This window comes from Flavihumibacter sp. UBA7668 (genome assembly GCF_002483205.1).
In the GTDB taxonomy this organism is placed as follows: Bacteria; Bacteroidota; Bacteroidia; order Chitinophagales; family Chitinophagaceae; genus Flavihumibacter.
In genome coordinates this window covers 44,100-62,735 of record NZ_DLHM01000005.1, presented here as the reverse complement: position 1 = coordinate 62,735, position 18,636 = coordinate 44,100, and the positions used below count along the sequence as shown (strand labels likewise).

At 43.9% G+C, this 18,636-nt stretch carries 12 protein-coding genes; all 12 read right to left on the bottom strand.

The window, feature by feature from the left end; translation table 11 throughout:
• Positions 1-227: 227 nt before the first annotated feature.
• Positions 228-842 carry an HAD family hydrolase gene (locus tag B2746_RS12325; RefSeq protein WP_290794232.1) on the bottom strand — a complete coding sequence of 205 codons (615 nt, stop codon included), beginning with the start codon at positions 840-842 and terminating at the stop codon, positions 228-230.
• 24 nt (positions 843-866) lie between these two features.
• The gene (locus B2746_RS12320; RefSeq protein WP_290794229.1) at positions 867-1,661 is read right to left on the bottom strand and encodes a 3-keto-disaccharide hydrolase; all 795 of its coding nucleotides are present in this window, start codon (positions 1,659-1,661) and stop codon (positions 867-869) included.
• 76 nt (positions 1,662-1,737) lie between these two features.
• Positions 1,738-4,026: a beta-glucosidase BglX gene (bglX, locus tag B2746_RS12315; RefSeq protein ID WP_290794226.1), complete on the bottom strand. Its 2,289-nt coding sequence runs from the start codon at positions 4,024-4,026 to the stop codon at positions 1,738-1,740.
• 14 nt (positions 4,027-4,040) lie between these two features.
• Positions 4,041-4,781 (bottom strand): GDSL-type esterase/lipase family protein, encoded by a 741-nt coding sequence (locus B2746_RS12310; RefSeq protein WP_290794223.1) that lies wholly within the window; start codon positions 4,779-4,781, stop codon positions 4,041-4,043.
• A 14-nt stretch (positions 4,782-4,795) separates the two neighbouring features.
• Entirely contained in the window at positions 4,796-6,964 is a 2,169-nt protein-coding gene (locus tag B2746_RS12305) for a discoidin domain-containing protein (RefSeq protein WP_290794221.1), read from the bottom strand.
• Between the two features lie 10 nt (positions 6,965-6,974).
• Positions 6,975-8,666, bottom strand: a complete 1,692-nt coding sequence (locus B2746_RS12300; RefSeq protein ID WP_290794218.1) for a GMC oxidoreductase — start codon at positions 8,664-8,666, stop codon at positions 6,975-6,977.
• 54 nt (positions 8,667-8,720) lie between these two features.
• Positions 8,721-9,881: a Gfo/Idh/MocA family protein gene (locus tag B2746_RS12295; protein ID WP_290794215.1), complete on the bottom strand. Its 1,161-nt coding sequence runs from the start codon at positions 9,879-9,881 to the stop codon at positions 8,721-8,723.
• A gap of 13 nt (positions 9,882-9,894) precedes the next feature.
• Complete coding sequence (locus B2746_RS12290; protein WP_290794212.1) at positions 9,895-11,247, bottom strand: glucoamylase family protein; 1,353 nt, start codon at positions 11,245-11,247, stop codon at positions 9,895-9,897.
• A 13-nt stretch (positions 11,248-11,260) separates the two neighbouring features.
• Positions 11,261-12,928 (bottom strand): glucoamylase family protein, encoded by a 1,668-nt coding sequence (locus tag B2746_RS12285; protein WP_290794209.1) that lies wholly within the window; start codon positions 12,926-12,928, stop codon positions 11,261-11,263.
• A gap of 3 nt (positions 12,929-12,931) precedes the next feature.
• Entirely contained in the window at positions 12,932-14,380 is a 1,449-nt protein-coding gene (locus B2746_RS12280; protein ID WP_290794206.1) for a glycoside hydrolase family 30 protein, read from the bottom strand.
• 10 nt (positions 14,381-14,390) lie between these two features.
• Positions 14,391-17,681 (bottom strand): VCBS repeat-containing protein, encoded by a 3,291-nt coding sequence (locus tag B2746_RS12275; RefSeq protein WP_290794204.1) that lies wholly within the window; start codon positions 17,679-17,681, stop codon positions 14,391-14,393.
• An 82-nt stretch (positions 17,682-17,763) separates the two neighbouring features.
• Positions 17,764-18,615 (bottom strand): LamG domain-containing protein, encoded by an 852-nt coding sequence (locus B2746_RS12270; protein ID WP_290794202.1) that lies wholly within the window; start codon positions 18,613-18,615, stop codon positions 17,764-17,766.
• Positions 18,616-18,636 lie beyond the last annotated feature (21 nt).

Below are 18,636 nucleotides of genomic sequence, written 5' to 3'. Positions count from 1 at the left end.
GCTTCTTTTCTATTTATCATCCACATCGGATCAATCTTTAGCACAGAAGGTCTAAGGCGGTAACTACTCCTGTTTAAAAAAAGTGGGTGGAACTTCAATCCCAGCTACAAACAGGTAGTAACATCTTTTTGCAACTTGTGGGTATTTTCTGCAACATTTGTTCACCCGACGGGTACCCTTCAGGTGAACTCTCACCTTTCACCTCTCACCTTTCACCTTTCACTTCCTCAGATCCCCAGCTCCAGCACCGTTTGTCCATTGGTGAGAAAAATCCCTTTCATTCCTGCCTGCTCGGCACCATCGATATTGGTTTTGGTATCATCAATAAATACGGTGGTAGCGGGATTAATACCGGCATCCTCAATAAGGGCATGAAAGGAATCCAGATAGGGTTTTCGCTTCCCGAGTATATGTGAATAATACGCTTTTTCAAAGTGCAGATCGAAGGGTTTACCCGGAAATTCAGCACTGAATTTCAATTGAAAAGCCTCATGATGAATGCTGTTGGTATTACTGTATAAAAAGACCCTGTAACGATCCTCCAGTCCGCGCAGCCATTCGATCCGCTCCGGAGGAAAATCCAGCAGCATGGCGTTCCAGGCCTTTGTAATGGATTCATCATCTACGATCAGACCGGTTTCCTTGCGGAAATAGGTATAAAACTCCTGTTCCGAAACTGCACCTGTCTCCAGTTGCTCAAACAAAGGAGATGCTTTGTATTGAGAAAAATACTGATGAAAATTGGTAAGACCAATGGATTCAAACGCTTTTTCAGTGGCTTCAAAACTGATATTCAGCAACACGCCACCCAGGTCCAGAATAATTGTTTCGATTTTTTCCATGCCGCAAAGGTACGGCATCCGGTCTTAGCGCCTTAAGATCCGGATCGCAACCCGGCGAAAATCGATTTCCTGCCCTTCTGATTGCAAGGCAATAAATCCTTTCTTTAAAGGTGTTCCATCGACTTTGAATTTGGGATCAAAATTGTTGACAACACCGCCACCCACCTGTGGTTTTGAATATTGAAGTACAGTATCTCCGTTGATGATATGTTGAATCAGGCTATCCCCCAATACGATGGCTTCAGCAGTAACCCATTGATCGCCATCATAGGTTTTGGATCTGGAATCGATGCAATGACGGGGATCAATTTTGCCTTCATACACCACATCCGTTCCTGGCGTACACAGATTACCGGTAGTGCGGGGTTTCCCATCTCCCAGTCCGCCCAAAAATTGCATTTCGATGGATATCGGCCAGTCCTGGTCTTTCAACATGGTGCGCGGATCCTGCGAATGCATCATGACACCGCTGTTTCTGAAGGTATAACCCGGCGCATCCTCTTTGAACTTGCCGGTAAATCGATATTCTACCAGCAGATGATAATGCGAAAATGGCCGTTTGAAATAGAGATGAGAAAACTGATTATTAAAAGCGCCATACTGATCATAGCGGACTTTAATCAAACCATCCTCTACCCGGAACGTATTGCCAAAATTCACCCCCACATCATGGTGATTGACCTTCACCATCCAATTGCGGATATGCTTGCCATTGAATAATTCAATCCATTTTTTCTCATCGCTTCCATGTTGGGAAAAGGAACAGATGAAAACTAGTAAGGCAATCGTAGCTACTGAAAAAAGCCGGTAACGGTTCATGCGGCAAAGTTACTCTTTTTTCTTCCACCGGTCGGGTGGCACCCGACCGGTGGCACCCGACCGGTGGAAATTTAGGTCAACGGTTCCAGGTGAAGTTGGCGGATGATACATCGCGGGAATTGGTGCCGATAAATACGGTGAATTCACCCGGTTCCCAATCGTACCGAAGGTTGTGATCATAAAATTTCAGCAAATTGGTGGTGATTTCAAAACTCACTTCCTTCGATTCACCAGGCTGCAATAGCAGCTTTTTAAACCCTTTCAGTTCCTTTAATGGCCGGGTATTCGTAGCCACAATATCCCGGAGATACATTTGCACCACCTCTTCACCGGCGTATTTCCCACTATTGGTAACTGTTACAGACGCCATCAGCTTTTCAGCACCTTTTAATGAAGTTTTACTCAGCTTAACCGGACTGTATTCAAATTTTGTATAACTGAGACCATAACCAAACGGATAAAGGGGTGTATTGGAAACATCCAGATAATTGGAACGAAATTTCTGAAATTCGTCCCCCACCAGCGGCCGACCCGTGTTTTTGTAACTATGATAAATAGGAATCTGTCCAACATTTCGTGGAAAGGTGGCAGGTAATTTACCCGATGGATTCACATCGCCGAACAATACATCACTAATGGCATAACCTGCTTCAGACCCGCCGAACCAAACATTCAGGATGGCAGGAAGTTTTTGATCCTCCTCTGTAATAGTAAGCGGACGACCCGTAAACAATACCATTACAACGGGTTTACCGGTAGCCAATAATGCATCCACCAGTTTTTTCTGGCTTTGGGGCAGATTTAAATCGGTTCTGCTGGATGATTCCCCTGTAAATTCTGCCAGTTCACCCATGGCAGCCACCACTACATCAGACTCTTTTGCCAGGCGCACGGCTTCTGCAATCAGGGTATCCGGATGACGGGAATCACGCTGCCAGGGTTTACCAAACACACTTGTTCTGGCCTCCAATGCAGCATCTTCCGAAACATTGGCGCCTTTTGCATAACGAACCTGTACGCCGGTTCCGGCTACTTCTTTCAATCCGGCCAGCAAAGAAGTTGCCTTGGAAACATCGGCAGATACCGACCAGGTGCCCACCATATTTTCCTTTGCATCAGCAAGCGGTCCAACCAATGCAATGGATCCCTTTCTTGCCAATGGCAATACATTTTCATTTTTCAACAACACAAAGGAGCGTGCTGCGGTAGCACGGGCAATTTTGCGATGCGCTTCAGAGAAAATCTCTTTTTGCGCTCTTACATCATTACAATACCGGAATGGATCATCAAACAAACCCAGTTTGTATTTCGCTTCCAGTACCAGGCGGCAGGCGCGATCAATTTCCGCCATCGTTACTTTCCCTTCTTTAAGCGAAGCTTCAAGCGTTGTCAAAAAACCTTCGCCCACCATATCCATGTCCAGTCCGGCTTTCAGGGAAAGTGCCGATACCGCTTTCAGATCACCCAAACCATGATCGATCATTTCATTCACCGAAGTATAATCGGATACCACCAGGCCTTTGAATCCCCATTGCTTACGCAGCACATCGGTCAATAACCATTTATTACCACTTGCCGGAATGCCATCCACATCATTAAAGGAACTCATCACCGATCCTACACCTGCATCAATGGCCGCTTTATAAGGAGGCAGATATTCATTAAACATTTTGATCCGGCTCATATCAACTGAATGATAATCGCGACCTGCTTCTGCTGCACCATATAGAGCGAAATGTTTCACACAGGCAAGCAGTGTATTATCTGCAGACAGATCTTTACCCTGGTATCCTTTTACCATGGCTGCCGCGATGGCTGACCCCAGAAAGGGGTCCTCCCCCGAACCTTCGGAAATCCTTCCCCAGCGTGGATCACGGGAGATATCCACCATAGGAGAAAAGGTCCAGTTCAGTCCGTCTGCCGTTGCTTCCTGCGCAGCTATCCTGGCTGATTCTTCTATACGTTGCATATCCCAGGAAGCGGCCATCCCCAACGGAATAGGAAAAATAGTGCGATACCCATGAATCACATCCATCCCGAAAATGATGGGAATTTTAAGCCGGCTTTGCTGTACTGCCAGTTCCTGAATGCGGCGAATCCGCTGGGGTGTTGAAACACTAAAAATGCCACCCACTTTCCCCTGTTTGATTTTTTCTTCCACACCGGTGCTTACCACGGAACCGGTTGTAGCTTCACCACCAACTACCAGATTGAGCTGCCCGATTTTTTCCTGAACCGTCATTTTGGCCATCAGACCGGTGATGAACTGATTCATTTTTTGTTGTGCAAATGATGGACTTATGGCTATCAGCAACAGTAAAAGAACCGGTAACACAAACCGGCAAACAGCAATCTTATATTTCATGGTGGTCAATTTTTTTATTTTCCTTTTTTGAGATGTGGCTTAATTAATTTCTGCCACACAGCATAACCTTTGGCATTCATATGCAGACTGTCTGATGTGAAAATTTCGCCAATCGGATGGCCATCGGGTTGCAACATAGCCGGGTAAACATCAATAAAAGAGGTAAATTTTTGGGTAGCAAGAAATTCTTTTATCTGCCTGTTGCCTTCTACATATTTTGGTAACAGATGATACCGGCTTGGACTGGGTTTCATGGCAACATAACTAATAGGAACCCGCGGCAAACGTACACGGATATCCCAAAACAATTGTTTGAAACGATTTACAACTGTCGTTACATCAATTGTATCCGATGAGGCAAAGTCATTTTCACCGCAATAAATCAGAATCTGTTTTGGCTTGTAGGGATAGATGATAAAATCCTGATACCGGATCAGGTCAGGCAGTGTTGAGCCACCAAATCCACGGTTCACTATTGTATAACCGGGAAAATAAGCTGCCACATCACGCCAATAGGTAAATGAAGAACTACCGATCAGCAAAATAGCTTTTGAGGGAGGCATTTGAACACTATCTGCCGACTTGAAATTTTGAATGTCTTTATAAAATGGTTTCCCATGATGATAGGATAAAATGGGCGCTTCCCCATCATCCTGAAAATGTTCCTTATGCTGAGAAAACAAAGAGGTCCCAATAATTGTCAGAAAACCTAGAATTACCGTTCGAATTGCTACATAATTTTTTACGGATTTCATGCTGCTATATAATTTTAATTTACTGTTTGCACTATTGTTTTTTCCGAAACGCCGTTTTCATTTACCGCTTCGATTCTGTAATAGTAAACTTTTTCTTTGTCCATTCCCTTAAAATAGTATTCATTTCCATCATGTACCATAATACAGTTGTACAACTTATCAGGTGCTGTTCCATAGTAAATATTGTAGGCATAGGCATTGTCAACCGGCGACCATTTGATATAAGCACTGCGTTTATCCTTCTCTGTACGTAATACGAGAAATGTCTTTACCGGCAGCGGAGGCTGACCCGCTCCCTTTCCAAAAACACGAAACCCGGAGAGGGCAAATTTACCGGTAGGCATATGGATATTTTCAAGTTTCAGGTAGCGGGTTGTAATAGGTGTTGCCAACTCAATATAATCGTGCGGAACATCTTTTTTATTCTGACTTTTATCGATCAGCAGATTCCATTTTTTACCGTCTGTTGAGCTGTACAATTTGTATTGATGAAAGATTTCTGTTTGCTTGCCCAAAAATTCAGCATCCTGATCGGCATAATTAAGTTGAATGGCATGCACGGTTGATGGAGCGCCGAGATCTGTCTGGATCCACTCCCCCTTATCTCCTGTTTTAGCACTCCAATAGGTTTTTATGGATTCATCCACTGCGTTATTGGCTGTATAACCGCCAAGCGCAGACGAAACCTGCACCGGTTTTTTATAGTTCAGCAGCATCCATCCGGTAAAGCGGCTTTTCCTGTGATCTGTTACGCCATTGGGAAGATAATGCGGATAATCACCAAAAGCCGTATTGCAGTACATAATACCTTCCTCATCAAATCCGGCTGGCCAGATTCCATTACGTCGTTCGAAGGTGTTTTTTACATTGATGCCCATGGTGGATACATGCCAGTAATTGTTCCAGGGATCCTGATAAGTGGCACCATGCCCGGCTCCACGTGCAAATCCGCCTGGTTTAAAACTGACCGGATCGGATTGAGGAGTAAAGGGTCCGAGTGGTGAATCTCCCACCACCACACCATCTGCATATCCGCTCATTTCGGTACCCGGACCGCCCCATTGCAAATAATATTTACCCTTATGTTTGGTCATCCAGGCACCTTCAATAAATCCATCAAGAAAGGTATTATCCATATATTCACCAAACCGATGCCAGCCATATCGCCAGTCTTCCAGAAAATACTGTTCTTTTCTAGTACCGATCGGTTGAAATGTTTTGCGATCCAGTTCAATGCCATAGAGCGGATAGCGATTGCTGCTGCCGTTGTACATATAAAAACGGCCATCATCATCCAGAAAAAATGCCGGATCCCAACCACCAATTTCAAGTGAGTCCAGCGCTTCTTTCCATTCATTACCTTTGGGATTGGTGCTCATCCAGAGCGGGAAATTACTGGTATAAGTGGAGCCAAAAACCAGCATGGTATCACCGATTACAACTGCAGCCGGCGCACATAATTCATCATACACTTTGTGATAAGGCTTCAGGAATTTGCGGGAAACAAAATTCCAGTTCAGCATATCAGAACTCCACCAGTAGCCCCACTGGTTGGTGGAGAATAAATAATAATCACCTTTATAGGTTACGATTACCGGATCTGCAGTTGCGCGATGACGCCCCCATTCGCTGAAATTTGGAATGGGTGTATAGCCATAATCAAGATTGATCGGATTGCAATAGGTCGTTTGGGAAAGCGAAACTGGTCCTGTTTTTGATTTTTGTGCACTGGAAAGAAAGGGTGTCAGCAGCAATAAAATCAATGGAAGTTTAGGAGTAAAAAATCGCTGATCCAGGCTAAATTTCCCCGAACCACGGAAGAAGAACAGAAGTCCGAGTAATACAAATAAAAAAGGATGCTGATCGCCATACCAGATTTGTCCATTTCCTATAATGAAGGCAATATAAAGCATGGTGGCAATCATGGGCCAAACTGCCAGGCGGGTAAATAATCCCACTGTTAGCAGAACCCCTGAAATCAATTCGGCAGCTTTCCCGATGTAAACCAGCGCACTGGCTGTGCCTTCCGAAAAATAGGTCAGCCAGCCGGCATATTCCTTCATTTTTGCGGCATCAAAAACCTCCCATCCGTGATAGGTCATGAGGATGCCGGTGAGGATCCGAACCAGTGTCCAGCCCGGCTCCAGCCAGATTGTTTTTTGAGTAGAAAAGAATTGGCTCATGTTGGAGGATTTATAAATTTCCTTTTTTCATTTCCTGTAGGGCGTAGTTGGCCGCACGTGCAGTCAGGGCCATATACAAAATCGACGGACTCTGATTGCCGGTACTTGTCATACAGGCGCCGTCCGTTACAAATACATTTTTACAAAGATGCAGCTGGTTCCATTCGTTGAGCAGGGAGGTTTTGGGATCATTACCCATACGTACCCCGCCCATTTCATGAATATCTAGTCCGGGGGGCTGTTTGGTATCGTTTACGATCAGGTTTTTTACGCCGATCGCTTCCATCATTTGTTTTCCCTGTTCAAGAAAATCCTGCAGCATTTTCTCATCGTTTTCATCATAGCCAACATCTGTTACCAGTAAGGGAATGTCCCAATTATCTTTTTTATTCGCATGCAGGTACACGCGATTTGCTGCTTTCGGAATGGTTTCTCCCTGCATGTACATATAGATGCGCCAGGTGCCGGGTTCAGTTAAGGCCTGCTTTAATTCCGCACCCATTTTATCTGGATGTTTATCTGCATTTATCCATTCGCGATAGGCTCCCGTAAAAATCACATAACCGCCCAGGAAATCCATTTCTTTTTTGCCGAGGTTACGGAAATTAGGGATGACACATTCTGCGGGGCGGCGGCCTTTATAATATCCGTCTTCGTACCCTGGCTTTTCGCCGTTCATATAACCGCGATAATTATGGAAACAGATATATCGTCCCAATAGATCATGGTCGTTGGCAAGCCCGTTCGGGAATCGGTTTGACTTGCTGTTGAGCAGGATCAGGTTGGTATTGAGCGCGGATGCATTAAGGAAAATAATATGGGCGAAATAATCAATTGATTCCTTACTAACGGCATCGATTACCCGAACACCAACGGCCTTCTTTTTTTCTTCGTCATAAATTATTGAGTGCACCACAGAGTGAGGACGGATAGTGAGGTTGCCGGTTTTTTCCGCCCAGGGTAGGGTGCTGTTATTGGAGCTGAAATACCCTCCGAAAGGGCAGCCCCGCATGCATAGGTTTCGGTTCTGACAGGCAGCCCTGCCCTGTTCCAGATGAATGGGTGCCGGTTCGGTGAGTTGTGCCCATCGCCCGGAAATCAGGTGACGCTTATAATTGTTCCAGAGTTTTTCTTTCATGTGTTTCTCAACACAATTGAGTTCATAGGCGGGAAGAAATTCACCATCAGGCATGGAAGGGATGCCGTCTTTATCGCCGCAAATGCCAACAAACTGTTCAACATGACTGTACCAGGGCGCGATGTCTTTGTATCGGATCGGCCAGTCTACAGCGAACCCAAATTGTTTGGGGGCATTGAATTCATAATCGCTCCAGCGCTGGCAGCTTCTGCCCCAGGTCAGTGATTTGCCGCCCACCTGGTAACCGCGAATCCAGTCGAATGGTTTTTCCTGAACATAAGGATGATCTGCGTCCTTTATGAAAAAATGTTGGGTATCCTCTGCATAACCCGCTGCCTTGGTAATCAGCGAATTGTTCTGGCGTTGTTGTTGTGTAATCGCACCCCGGTGTTTAAACTCCCAGGGATGGTTGTTCATACCCGGATAATCTTTCAGGTGTTCCACCATCCTGCCCCGCTCCAGCACAAGGGTTTTGAGCCCCTTTTCACAAAGCTCTTTAGCAGCCCAGCCACCGCTGATACCACTGCCAACTACAATTGCATCGTATGTTCTCTGATCGCTCATTTAATTTTTTTACCGGTCGGGTGGCACCCGACCGGTGGCACCCGGCGGGTAAAGTTAGCAGATTGGCCAGCGGAAGCTGGATTGAAGACTGATTTTCTGACCGGTTTGGGAAGAAGCACGGGCTGATTCAATAATATCCAGCACGTGTAGCGCATGTTCCGGAGAAATCAGCGGTTCGTTTTTCTCGAGAAGAGAAGCCGAAATTACCGAAGCGCCCTCCTGCCACACATAGGAACCCGGATCAGGCACATGCCGAACAGGTGTAGGGGAATCCATTGTGGAAAGGTCCACCCCAAACGGTGCCCAATCGTAACCAACCAATCCCATATTACCTTTTGTCCCCCAAATGGAAATCGTGTGACGATCCTGTCCTTTACCACCATGCCCATAGGGATCAAAATAATTAAACCCGCTTTGCACATGTGATAAAACACCACCTGTATGTTCCATTAGGATCATCGCATTATCTTCGGCCACCACTTTGATTTTTCCTTTATTGTCAACCGTACGTTCAGGCGTAACAATGGTGGTCATTGCCACAACAGAAATGGCGGGTCCCAGTAAACCGGTAAGAGTTGCCAGGTTATATACCCCCAAATCAGGCAAACTACCCCCTCCTTTTTCATAAAAGAAAGCAGACCAACCCGGACCTTCATGGCCATAATGTGCATGCGCTGCTGCAAGCCGCCCAAGTTTACCCTCCTGAATCGCTTTGCTCATAAAGGCGAACTGCGGACTATTCACCACCGCCGGTGCACCCCAGATTCTGAGCCCTTTGGAACGAGCCTGCTCCAACAGAGCCTTGCCTTCCTTGTACGTATTCGCCATTGGTTTTTCACTCCATACATGTTTGCCTTTTGTCAGCGCAATTTTATTAAGTCTGCCATGCTCCTGCATATCGGTTAGATTAACCAGCAAATCAAATGGAGCACCCGCTAATTGCTTATCAATATGATCATATACGTTCGGCACATTAAACTCTGCTGAACGATTTTTAGCCCGATCCACTACAATATCACAAAGACTAACCAATTCAACATGCGGCGATTTAGCCAGGTGTGGCAGGTATTGGCCCGATACACTTCCGCATCCGATAATACCTACACGGATTTTTTTATTCTCTATGGCTGCAACAGCTTCCAATGAGGAAAGTAGAATAGCTGCACCAGCCAATGCGGACTGCTGGAGAAATTGTTTACGGGATAGATTTTTCATTTGGCAAGTTTAATTATTTGAAATGCGGACTTTCAAATCCGAGTTTTTTCAATCCATTTTGAACCTCCGGGCAGGACATAAAAAGATTCCATATCAATCCGGAACGATAGTTTTCAATCATTACAATAATTGGACCCTGATCAATTGCCAGATGACTGGAAGCATACCAGTTCCGGCTTTCATTAAATGCATCCACAAATCCATATTCTGACCAGATTTTATCACCCAGGTTTTCATAAAAATGACGCAGGGCCTGCATGGAAAATTCCGGTGTATAGGGGAAGGCAGACAAAGCAGCCGTTGGCGTAATCGTGCCTTTATCATTAGTTGGGGAGTGCGCATCGTATCCGTTGTACGTATCACTTGCGGTCAATCCCCAACACTGTGGACCATAGCCTTTAAACTGATTCGGGTTTCGCACACAATGTTCCCGATTGATCAGGGTATGATGGCGGTTTTGCATCCAGTAATCCGCATAGCTGTCTTTTAGTCCGCGGGGATCCAATCCCAAAAAAGAATAATGGGAAAAAAACAGCGGGCCACCATAATCAAAACCAAGGGGAAGCGGAATCCCATAAAACTCTTTTCCGTTTTTGAAAAAATTGCTTTGTGCCCATCCGTTGTGATAAACAGCCGGACTAACGGGATAACGATCTGCGGAGGCAGCAAGCACATACATAATCAGGCATTCATTAAATCCACGTACGGCAAAATTCATTGCCCATCCGTTATTGGGACTCCAATGCCAGTATAACACCTCCTGGTTATTGGTAAACCAATTCCATTCAATATCATTCCACAGCCAGTTGATGCGATTACGTAATTCCCGTTCAACAGGATCATTACTATTGAAATATTGGCGGGCGGCGAGCAAACCCTGGAAAAGAAAAGAAGACTCCACCAGATCTGCACCATCGTCCTTTCTGCTAAAGGGAATTGTTTTGCCGGTTTCGCCATTTAACCAATGAGGAAATACGCCGTGATAGGCATCTGCTTTGGATAAAAACCGCACCATCTTTAACAGGAATCTCGCAGCAGAATCCCTGGCGATCCATTTACGTTCACTGGCAACAATAATCGACATGATTCCGAAACCAGTACCGCCGGTTGTAACCACTTCACCTCCATAATTAAAGGATTCATTACTACGTTCCCGCGATAAACCGGAAACCGGGTGTGCGAAATCCCAGAAATAGCGGAAGGTCTGTTGTTGTACTAAATCCAACAGTGCTGAATCGGAAAGATTCCGGGGGCGATCAGCTGCTGAAAATGCAGGCGTTTTGCCTGGTTTCTTTTTCTGTGCATAAACAACACTGCTTACCAGGAACAGCAGAGCAAGAAGAGAGGTAACTGATTTGGTTGTCATGGCAAACTTTTGATTACAAATAAGGAGCAGTAAAGCCCAGTTTGGATAAAGCTGCTTTTACTTCAGGAGCGGATGAAAACAGCTTCCAGAGTAAGCCCGTACGATGATTTTCTATCATTACAATTATAGGTGCCTGATCTATTGCCAGGAAGCTATCGGCAAACCAGGGCTGATGAAGCGAAAACGCATCTATAAACCCATATTCTTTAAAAAGTTTATCGCCCATTATATAATAATAAAACTTCAATGCCTGCATAGATTCTACTGGCGTGTAAGGAAAGGAAGATAAAGCCGCAGTAGGCGCTATAATTCCCAGGTCATTGGTTGGAGAACTGGCCGCGTAGCCATTTGGGATATCGCTGGCTGTTAGTCCCCATACCTGCGGACTATAGCCAAAGTACTTATTCGGATTCTGTATACTATGCTGATAATTGATTTGAGCATGGTGTTTATTTTGCTGTTCATAATCAGCATAGGCATCTTTCAATCCGCGAGGATCCAATCCCAGAAAAGAATAGTGTGATAAAAACAGCGGTCCGCCAAATGGCTGTCCCAATGGCAAACTGATGCCATAATAAGCCGCTCCGTTTTTCAAAGCACCTTCTCTTGCCCAGCCTTTATCGTATACTACTTTAGGAATGGCATGGGTAGGTGAACCGGCCGCCAGTACATAGGTTACGAGGCATTCGTTCCAGCCACGGATGGGCAGGTTGAGATCCCATCCATAATCAGGGCTCCAGTGCCAATATAACTGGTCACTGTTATCGCGTCGGAACCAATCCCACTCCACCTCACTGTAAATTTCGGTTATGGCTGAACGTACGTCATTTTCCGCTGCAGTTCCAGCATCAAAATATTCTCTTGCAGAAAGCAACCCCATCATCAAAAAAGAGGTTTCCACCAGATCGGCACCATTGTCTTTCTGGCTGAAGGGCTGGGTGATACCGGTTGCTCCATTTATCCAGTGAGCAAAAGCGCCATGGTAGCGGGTTGCTTTTGTTTGAAGAAAATCAACGATGGTTTTGATACGATCCAATCCCTGCTGGCGACTGATAAAACCTCTCTCAATACCTGTCAGCAGTGCCATGATACCGAACCCTGTTCCGCCTGTTGTAACCAGATCGCCTGAGCTGTTTCGTTCCCGCGCCATTCCACTAACCGGATGCCCGAAATCCCAGAAATATTTGAAGGTTTGCTCCTGAACTTTGGTAACCAGTGCATCATCGGAGAGTGTTGGAAATTTTGGAGTGGAGTCTATTGATGTAAGAATGGACTTCTTTACAACAGAAATAAACCGGCCACCTGAAGCTGATTTAATGGAATTATTTAAAGCAAACTGATATGGTGTAAGGTAACCAAGGTTATTATTGGCTGTAATTACCAATACAGAGTCTTTATTTTCAAACCCAGTCGTATAAACAGGTGCCGATAAACCAGCAGGCGCAGTCCAGACGATAGCATTGCTTATACTCTGTCTATCCAGGGGTTCAGTAAACTGAATCCGTATTGTTGGTTTCAAACGGACATCCAACGTTTTATCGTCCAGCTGTCTGCCATCAATAGTAATGGAACGTACAGCTACCTGCCTTTGAACAGGAGTTGGGCTGGGAGCTTCTTCCGAGGATTTTCCACAGGCAGAGAATAGTGCAACAGAGAATAATATAGCAATGCAATTTTTCATGACTTACCAGATAAAGGTACCAACACCGCCAGCAGGCAGAGAAGTAAAGGCCAGCTTTCCTTTGTATTTAATATTGAAGCCTGTCAGGGTGCTTGCTTCGTTCACAATAAGCATCACCTTTTTTCCATCAGGTCTTTTAAAAACCACATTCGGAAGATTACTAACCATATTGCTTGCAATTCGCTCGGATCCTGCCGGAATAAATTTGGATGCGTGGGCAATTATATAAAAGCTCACATTCCTTGTAAAGGACGCTCCATTAATCGTCAAAGCACCTTTACACTCCGTACAACCACCGGGTGTATGCGGACCGAAACTGGTATTATTGGCAAGATTCCATTCCAATGCAACCTTACTCCAGTTTCGCATAGATCCAATCATCACATTTTTTACATGCCATTTCAAATCGCCGGCAAAATCCCCTTTTGAAGATGTCCATTGTTCCGTAAAATAGAGCGCTTTATCAGGGTGTGCAGTATGAACGGTAGACAATGCACTGATATCGCCGGCATACAGATGAAAAGCAGATCCATCAATAAATTTCTTCGCATCCGGATCATTCAAAATAGATATGGGGTAAGTAGGATTATCACAATTATGATCCCATATAACAATTTTTGTTTTAATGCCGGCAGATTGGAAAGCAGGTCCCAAATGATTTTTGACAAAATCAGCCTGTTGTTCAGCCGACATCACCAAACTTGGATTATTGCCTCCATGCTGAGGTTCATTTTGAATGGTAATTGCATCTACAGTAATACCCTGAGCTTTCATTTCCTGAATATATTTCACAAAATAATTAGCATACACAGGGTAATATTGAGGCAGCAAACTTCCACCGATAGAGCTTTTATTATCCTTCATCCAAACCGGCGGACTCCAGGGGGAACCCATGATTTTTATAGCCGGATTAATGGCTAAAATTTCTTTCAATACCGGAATTAAATCAACGGTATCCTTGCTTAAAGAAAATTTCTCCAGTTGCAGATCGGTTTGTCCCTCAGGTAAATCATTATAACTGAATACTTCTGCACTTAAATCAGAAGCTCCAATACTTATACGCAGATAACTCACTCCAATTCCCGTTGCACCAGTTCCAAATAATTCCTGCAAAAGGGCAGTTTTCCCACTTCCCATAGAATTCAGCAGGTATGCACTTGCGCCAGTCAGGGTATATCCGAAGCCATCCACTTTTTGATAACTGGTTGCGGAATCAACATCAATCACAGGATAACTATTTGTAGTATCTGCAAAATAGATGACCGTATTTTGTTTTTGTAAAAGGCCTGATTGATCTGCTTTAGTCAACCACATCTCTACTTCATTAGTCCTAGGTGGAGGAGGTGGTGGAGGTGGAACAACAGAAGGACCCGGACTTTCCTGAGAACAGGCGCCACTAACCAATAAAAGGGTGGAAGCCAATAACTGATAAACTATTCTAACAGGTTTCATTGCTGCTTTATTAAGGCTGTTCAGCCGGTTTAAAAAATAAAGGTGTTTCATTATTCCGTCCGACGAGAAGAATTGAATCTGCCTTTCCTGATTTCAACCATTTCATACTCCTGATTTCACCACTAACACCTGACATCAAATCCGAAAACATCAACATGTCATTTCCTTTAAATGTTAGAACCGAAGGTTGAAACGCATCATATCTTCCTTCATAAGGAATGGTACCATAAAAATTCCCACCTGCCAGCCAATTGGATGAATCGAGGCTTATAAAAGAAAATACCGGCGACAATTGAAACTGATCAGGCAAATCCTGCCTTTTAAATCCGCCTTTGCCATCATTCAAAAACAAAGATGAAGCCAAGACCTCTGCTTTTTTTTCTGTGTACCCATTGAACAAATCATAAAACATAAACTGCACTGATTTCCCGGCCACTTCACTATATTTTAAGTAGGCTTTTTTAAGAACCGGCAGCGCTCTTTCCAATTCATCTTTAGCAAGAAAAGTATATTCTTCTCCTTTTATTGAATAGGTTAGAATTTGTTCCGTTGAACCGTTCTTATCAAAATCTTTAATATACAATTTAACCGGACCATCTTTGCCGGCATAAAACTTATTATTGAGTCCCCAGTTTCCTGCGAGGATATCCGGATTGCCATCTCTATTGACATCCGCAATGGTTATGGATTGCCATAGTCCGGTACTTGTTGGAATATCAATCGGAGATAACTTACCGTTTTTATTAATAAAAATTTTAAGTGGCATCCATTCACCCGTAACAATCAGATCTGGCCAGCTGTCTTTATTAAGATCAGAAAAAGCTGCGGCAGTTACCATACCAATGGTATCAAGATTTATTATTGATGCAGCTGCTGTACTGAATTTACCAGATCCATCATTCAATAACAGATAAGAGGATTGCGGAATTCCATAAATTCTCGCATCTGATAAGCCACCTACAAAAAGATCCATATCCCCATCATTATCAATATCAGCGGCCTGTACACAGGATTTATTTCGAAGAATAGGCGGGATAGCATCTTTTACTATACGAAAGTTTCCTTTACCATCATTTATGTACAAATGATCAGCTAAAGCAGGATGATTATTATCCATTTCATTACCCCCGCTCACCACATACAAATCAGGATATCGATCCTTATTGGCATCAAAAAATACCGCCGCAGTTTCATCGCATGCTATAGCTTCGCTAAAATCAGAACCGGTTGCAGCACGAAATTTACCTTTGGCTAATTGAACAAATAATTGCCCTGTCTGTCCGGATGCCCCACCCATATAAAAATCATCCAGTCCATCCAGGTTTACATCACCCACTGCCATTGCCGGACCTGAAGTTGAAAGCTGGTGCGGAATCAGGTATTGTTTGTTCTGATCAAAAAAATTGTTCTCTGTGTGCTTCCAGTTAATACCCTGCTGGCTTGTAATATCTTGTAATGGCGATTGTTCGCGTGGAAAAAACTGATCATAGTTAAATTGTCCGCCTGCATGCATTTCCTGAAATTCCAGATCACCCTTTGCGGGCACATTCCGGACCAATTGAAATTTTTGACTGGGCCATACGATCAGCAGGCTGTCAATATAACGCAGACTATCAATTCCAAAATGAAGCACCGGCTCAACGGAGGATTGAAATCCTCTGGTGAGGGCAAGTTGCTGGTATTGCATTTTACCATTGTAAAAGAGCCAGACTTTAGCGCCTATTCCAAAGCGGTTGCCATCCTTCCCTTTCAGGTTAAGCTCAAGTGTGTATTTTTCCGGGTGATTATTCTTAAGAATAACCGCATTACTGTTTAGGCTATTTATTACGACATCCAACCTGCCATCGTTATTGAGATCCGCATAAGCGGCACCATTGAAATATCCTTTCAGATGAGCTGTTCCCCATTGTTCGCTTACATCATCAAAGCGAAGATTACCATTCCCTTTATAGAAATAGGGATGGGAGGCGCCATCAGGCATTTCATTTATGGCCTTTGTGTCCAATTCTGAAAGATTTTTTTCATCTGTTTTTGCAACCAGATCAGATACAAATCTTACATAATCCATATCAACTGGTCGTTTTACGATTCCGCTGGAAATGAACAGGTCTTTATTTCCATCGTTGTCAAAATCTGCAAAAAGCGGTGCCCAGCTCCAGTCTGTCGCAGCAACACCACTGAGTAAAGCAGTTTCGCTAAAACTTTCAGCTTTTCCATTGTTTACCTGTAAACAGTTTTTAGAGTACTGATGCTGGTAACCATGACGCGTTAATTTGAATTTGTATGTATCGGCATTTTCATCACTGCCATAGGTTTTCAGCACTTTTTCATCTGGCGGCAACATATCAACTGTGATGATATCCGGGTGGCCATCGTTATTGAAATCATTGATATCATTTCCCATACTAAAGCGGCTGTAATGGCGAAAATGTTGTTGACCGCTTTCAATAAATTTTCCGTTTCCCGTATTTATATAATAATAATCGTTTTCGTGAAAATCGTTTCCTACATAGATATCATCCCATCCGTCCTGATTCAGATCTGCAATAGCAATACCAAGACCATATCCAAGTGAGCTTTGATAGATCCCTGCCTCAACCGAAACATCGGTAAATTTCCCTGTGGTGGTAATATCATTTCGAAGCAGACGATCACCGGAAACATCGCTTGGTTTTCGTCTGGCTGAAGTATCCGTTATATTGGCATTTGGTTTTTGCGAGTGGTTGAGGATATACACATCGAGATCACCATCATGGTCATAATCAAAAAAGGCTGCCTGGGTTCCCATAGCGGAAAAATTCAACCCATATTTTTCTGCCGACTCTGTAAAAGTATTGTTCTGGTTATTTATGTACAGTTCATTATGGCCGGTGAGGTTATGGTGCTGACTGCTGACTGTAACATAAATATCGAGGAAGCCATCGCCATTAACATCGGTCATGGTAACACCGGTAGCCCAGTCTGCCATGCCGGTAACCCCTGCTGATTTGCTAATATCTTCAAATTTAAAATCACCTTTATTCAGATAGAGTTTATTGTTTCCCTTGCTATTTGCGGTAAAATAAAGATCGGGAAGTCCATCATTATTGATATCACCTGTTGCAACCCCACCTCCATTGTAATAGTACAGGTAATAGAGGATATTAAAGAGCTCTTTATCTTCCAGTTTATTTTCAAAATCAATTCCTGTATGCGAGGAAGGCAGGTTTTCAAACAGGTATTTTTTTTCCTCTTTGCAAGAAGTTACAACTAAGCAAAATATCAAACCAACTACAGAAGTTAACCATCTAGATGAATGCATGGCAGGCAATTAAAATAAGCTAAGAATAAAGGGCTGAAACAATAGATTTCAGCCCTTTCGCTATAATAAACCAGGGCCTTAATTAAAGCTTTCCTGTAAAGAGTGCTTGAACTTCAGCGGGTGTTAAGGCTACATTGTACAAACGGAACTGGTCCATTGCACCTGTGTAGCTCTTGATCCAATCATCAGTTGGTCCGGCTAAGGAAGCATGTCTGTTCCAACCTCCCAATACCAGGTTTTTAACAGTTGAAAAATCAACGGGCCCTCTTGGATTGCCTCCATTTTTCACATTGATTGCTCCTTCAGGTACTCCTTCAACAGAAGCCCCATCGAAATAGTAGGTCATTTTTGAGGTGGCTGCATCGTAAACAAAAGCGAGATGATGCCAGTTGCCATCCATCAATGGTTTTTTGAATTGATTATTATCAGGGAATTCAAGCCATTGATCCATTAAGCCCAATTTTAGTGTGACTGCTTCAGGCGTGCCTTTTTCCAGCAGAAGAAATACAGCACTGTGGTGCCATCCGCTGTATTTTGCATCTGTCAGGGAAAATAGAAATTCTGTCCGTCCTTTTTCTGTATTCTTCATCCAAAAAGCGATGGAAAAACTGGTAGCATCCGTAAAATCATTCACGGTCATATACTTGATTGCTCTGCCGGCATCTGTGAATTGAACCGCTTTACCATTTACTCCTTCGGTAAGATTAAATGGATAAACCTGCGCGGGATCACCGGAAATGCTGTCTTTTGCTTCGTATCGTTTTTGCGGATCATCACCGAACGGAACGAAGAAACGCAGTGGGCCATCTGGAAGTGGTGGGCGGGAATCATCTGTTTCAAATTCGCCCAGTTTCGGTCTGTCTATTTTCTGGCAGGCGGGCAGGATAAATCCCAGCAGCATGCCAAGTACCAGTATTTTAGAGATTGTTTTCATTTTTCATTTATTTATAGTGAA

Coding starts and splice junctions, on each gene's coding strand:
- B2746_RS12300 (WP_290794218.1), bottom strand. CDS start 8,666: ATGAGCGATCAGAGAACATACGATGCAATTGTAGTTGGCAGTGGTATC.
- B2746_RS12325 (WP_290794232.1), bottom strand. CDS start 842: ATGGAAAAAATCGAAACAATTATTCTGGACCTGGGTGGCGTGTTGCTG.
- B2746_RS12305 (WP_290794221.1), bottom strand. CDS start 6,964: ATGAGCCAATTCTTTTCTACTCAAAAAACAATCTGGCTGGAGCCGGGC.
- B2746_RS12270 (WP_290794202.1), bottom strand. CDS start 18,615: ATGAAAACAATCTCTAAAATACTGGTACTTGGCATGCTGCTGGGATTT.
- bglX (WP_290794226.1), bottom strand. CDS start 4,026: ATGAAATATAAGATTGCTGTTTGCCGGTTTGTGTTACCGGTTCTTTTA.
- B2746_RS12280 (WP_290794206.1), bottom strand. CDS start 14,380: ATGAAACCTGTTAGAATAGTTTATCAGTTATTGGCTTCCACCCTTTTA.
- B2746_RS12290 (WP_290794212.1), bottom strand. CDS start 11,247: ATGACAACCAAATCAGTTACCTCTCTTCTTGCTCTGCTGTTCCTGGTA.
- B2746_RS12285 (WP_290794209.1), bottom strand. CDS start 12,928: ATGAAAAATTGCATTGCTATATTATTCTCTGTTGCACTATTCTCTGCC.
- B2746_RS12310 (WP_290794223.1), bottom strand. CDS start 4,781: ATGAAATCCGTAAAAAATTATGTAGCAATTCGAACGGTAATTCTAGGT.
- B2746_RS12275 (WP_290794204.1), bottom strand. CDS start 17,681: ATGCATTCATCTAGATGGTTAACTTCTGTAGTTGGTTTGATATTTTGC.
- B2746_RS12320 (WP_290794229.1), bottom strand. CDS start 1,661: ATGAACCGTTACCGGCTTTTTTCAGTAGCTACGATTGCCTTACTAGTT.
- B2746_RS12295 (WP_290794215.1), bottom strand. CDS start 9,881: ATGAAAAATCTATCCCGTAAACAATTTCTCCAGCAGTCCGCATTGGCT.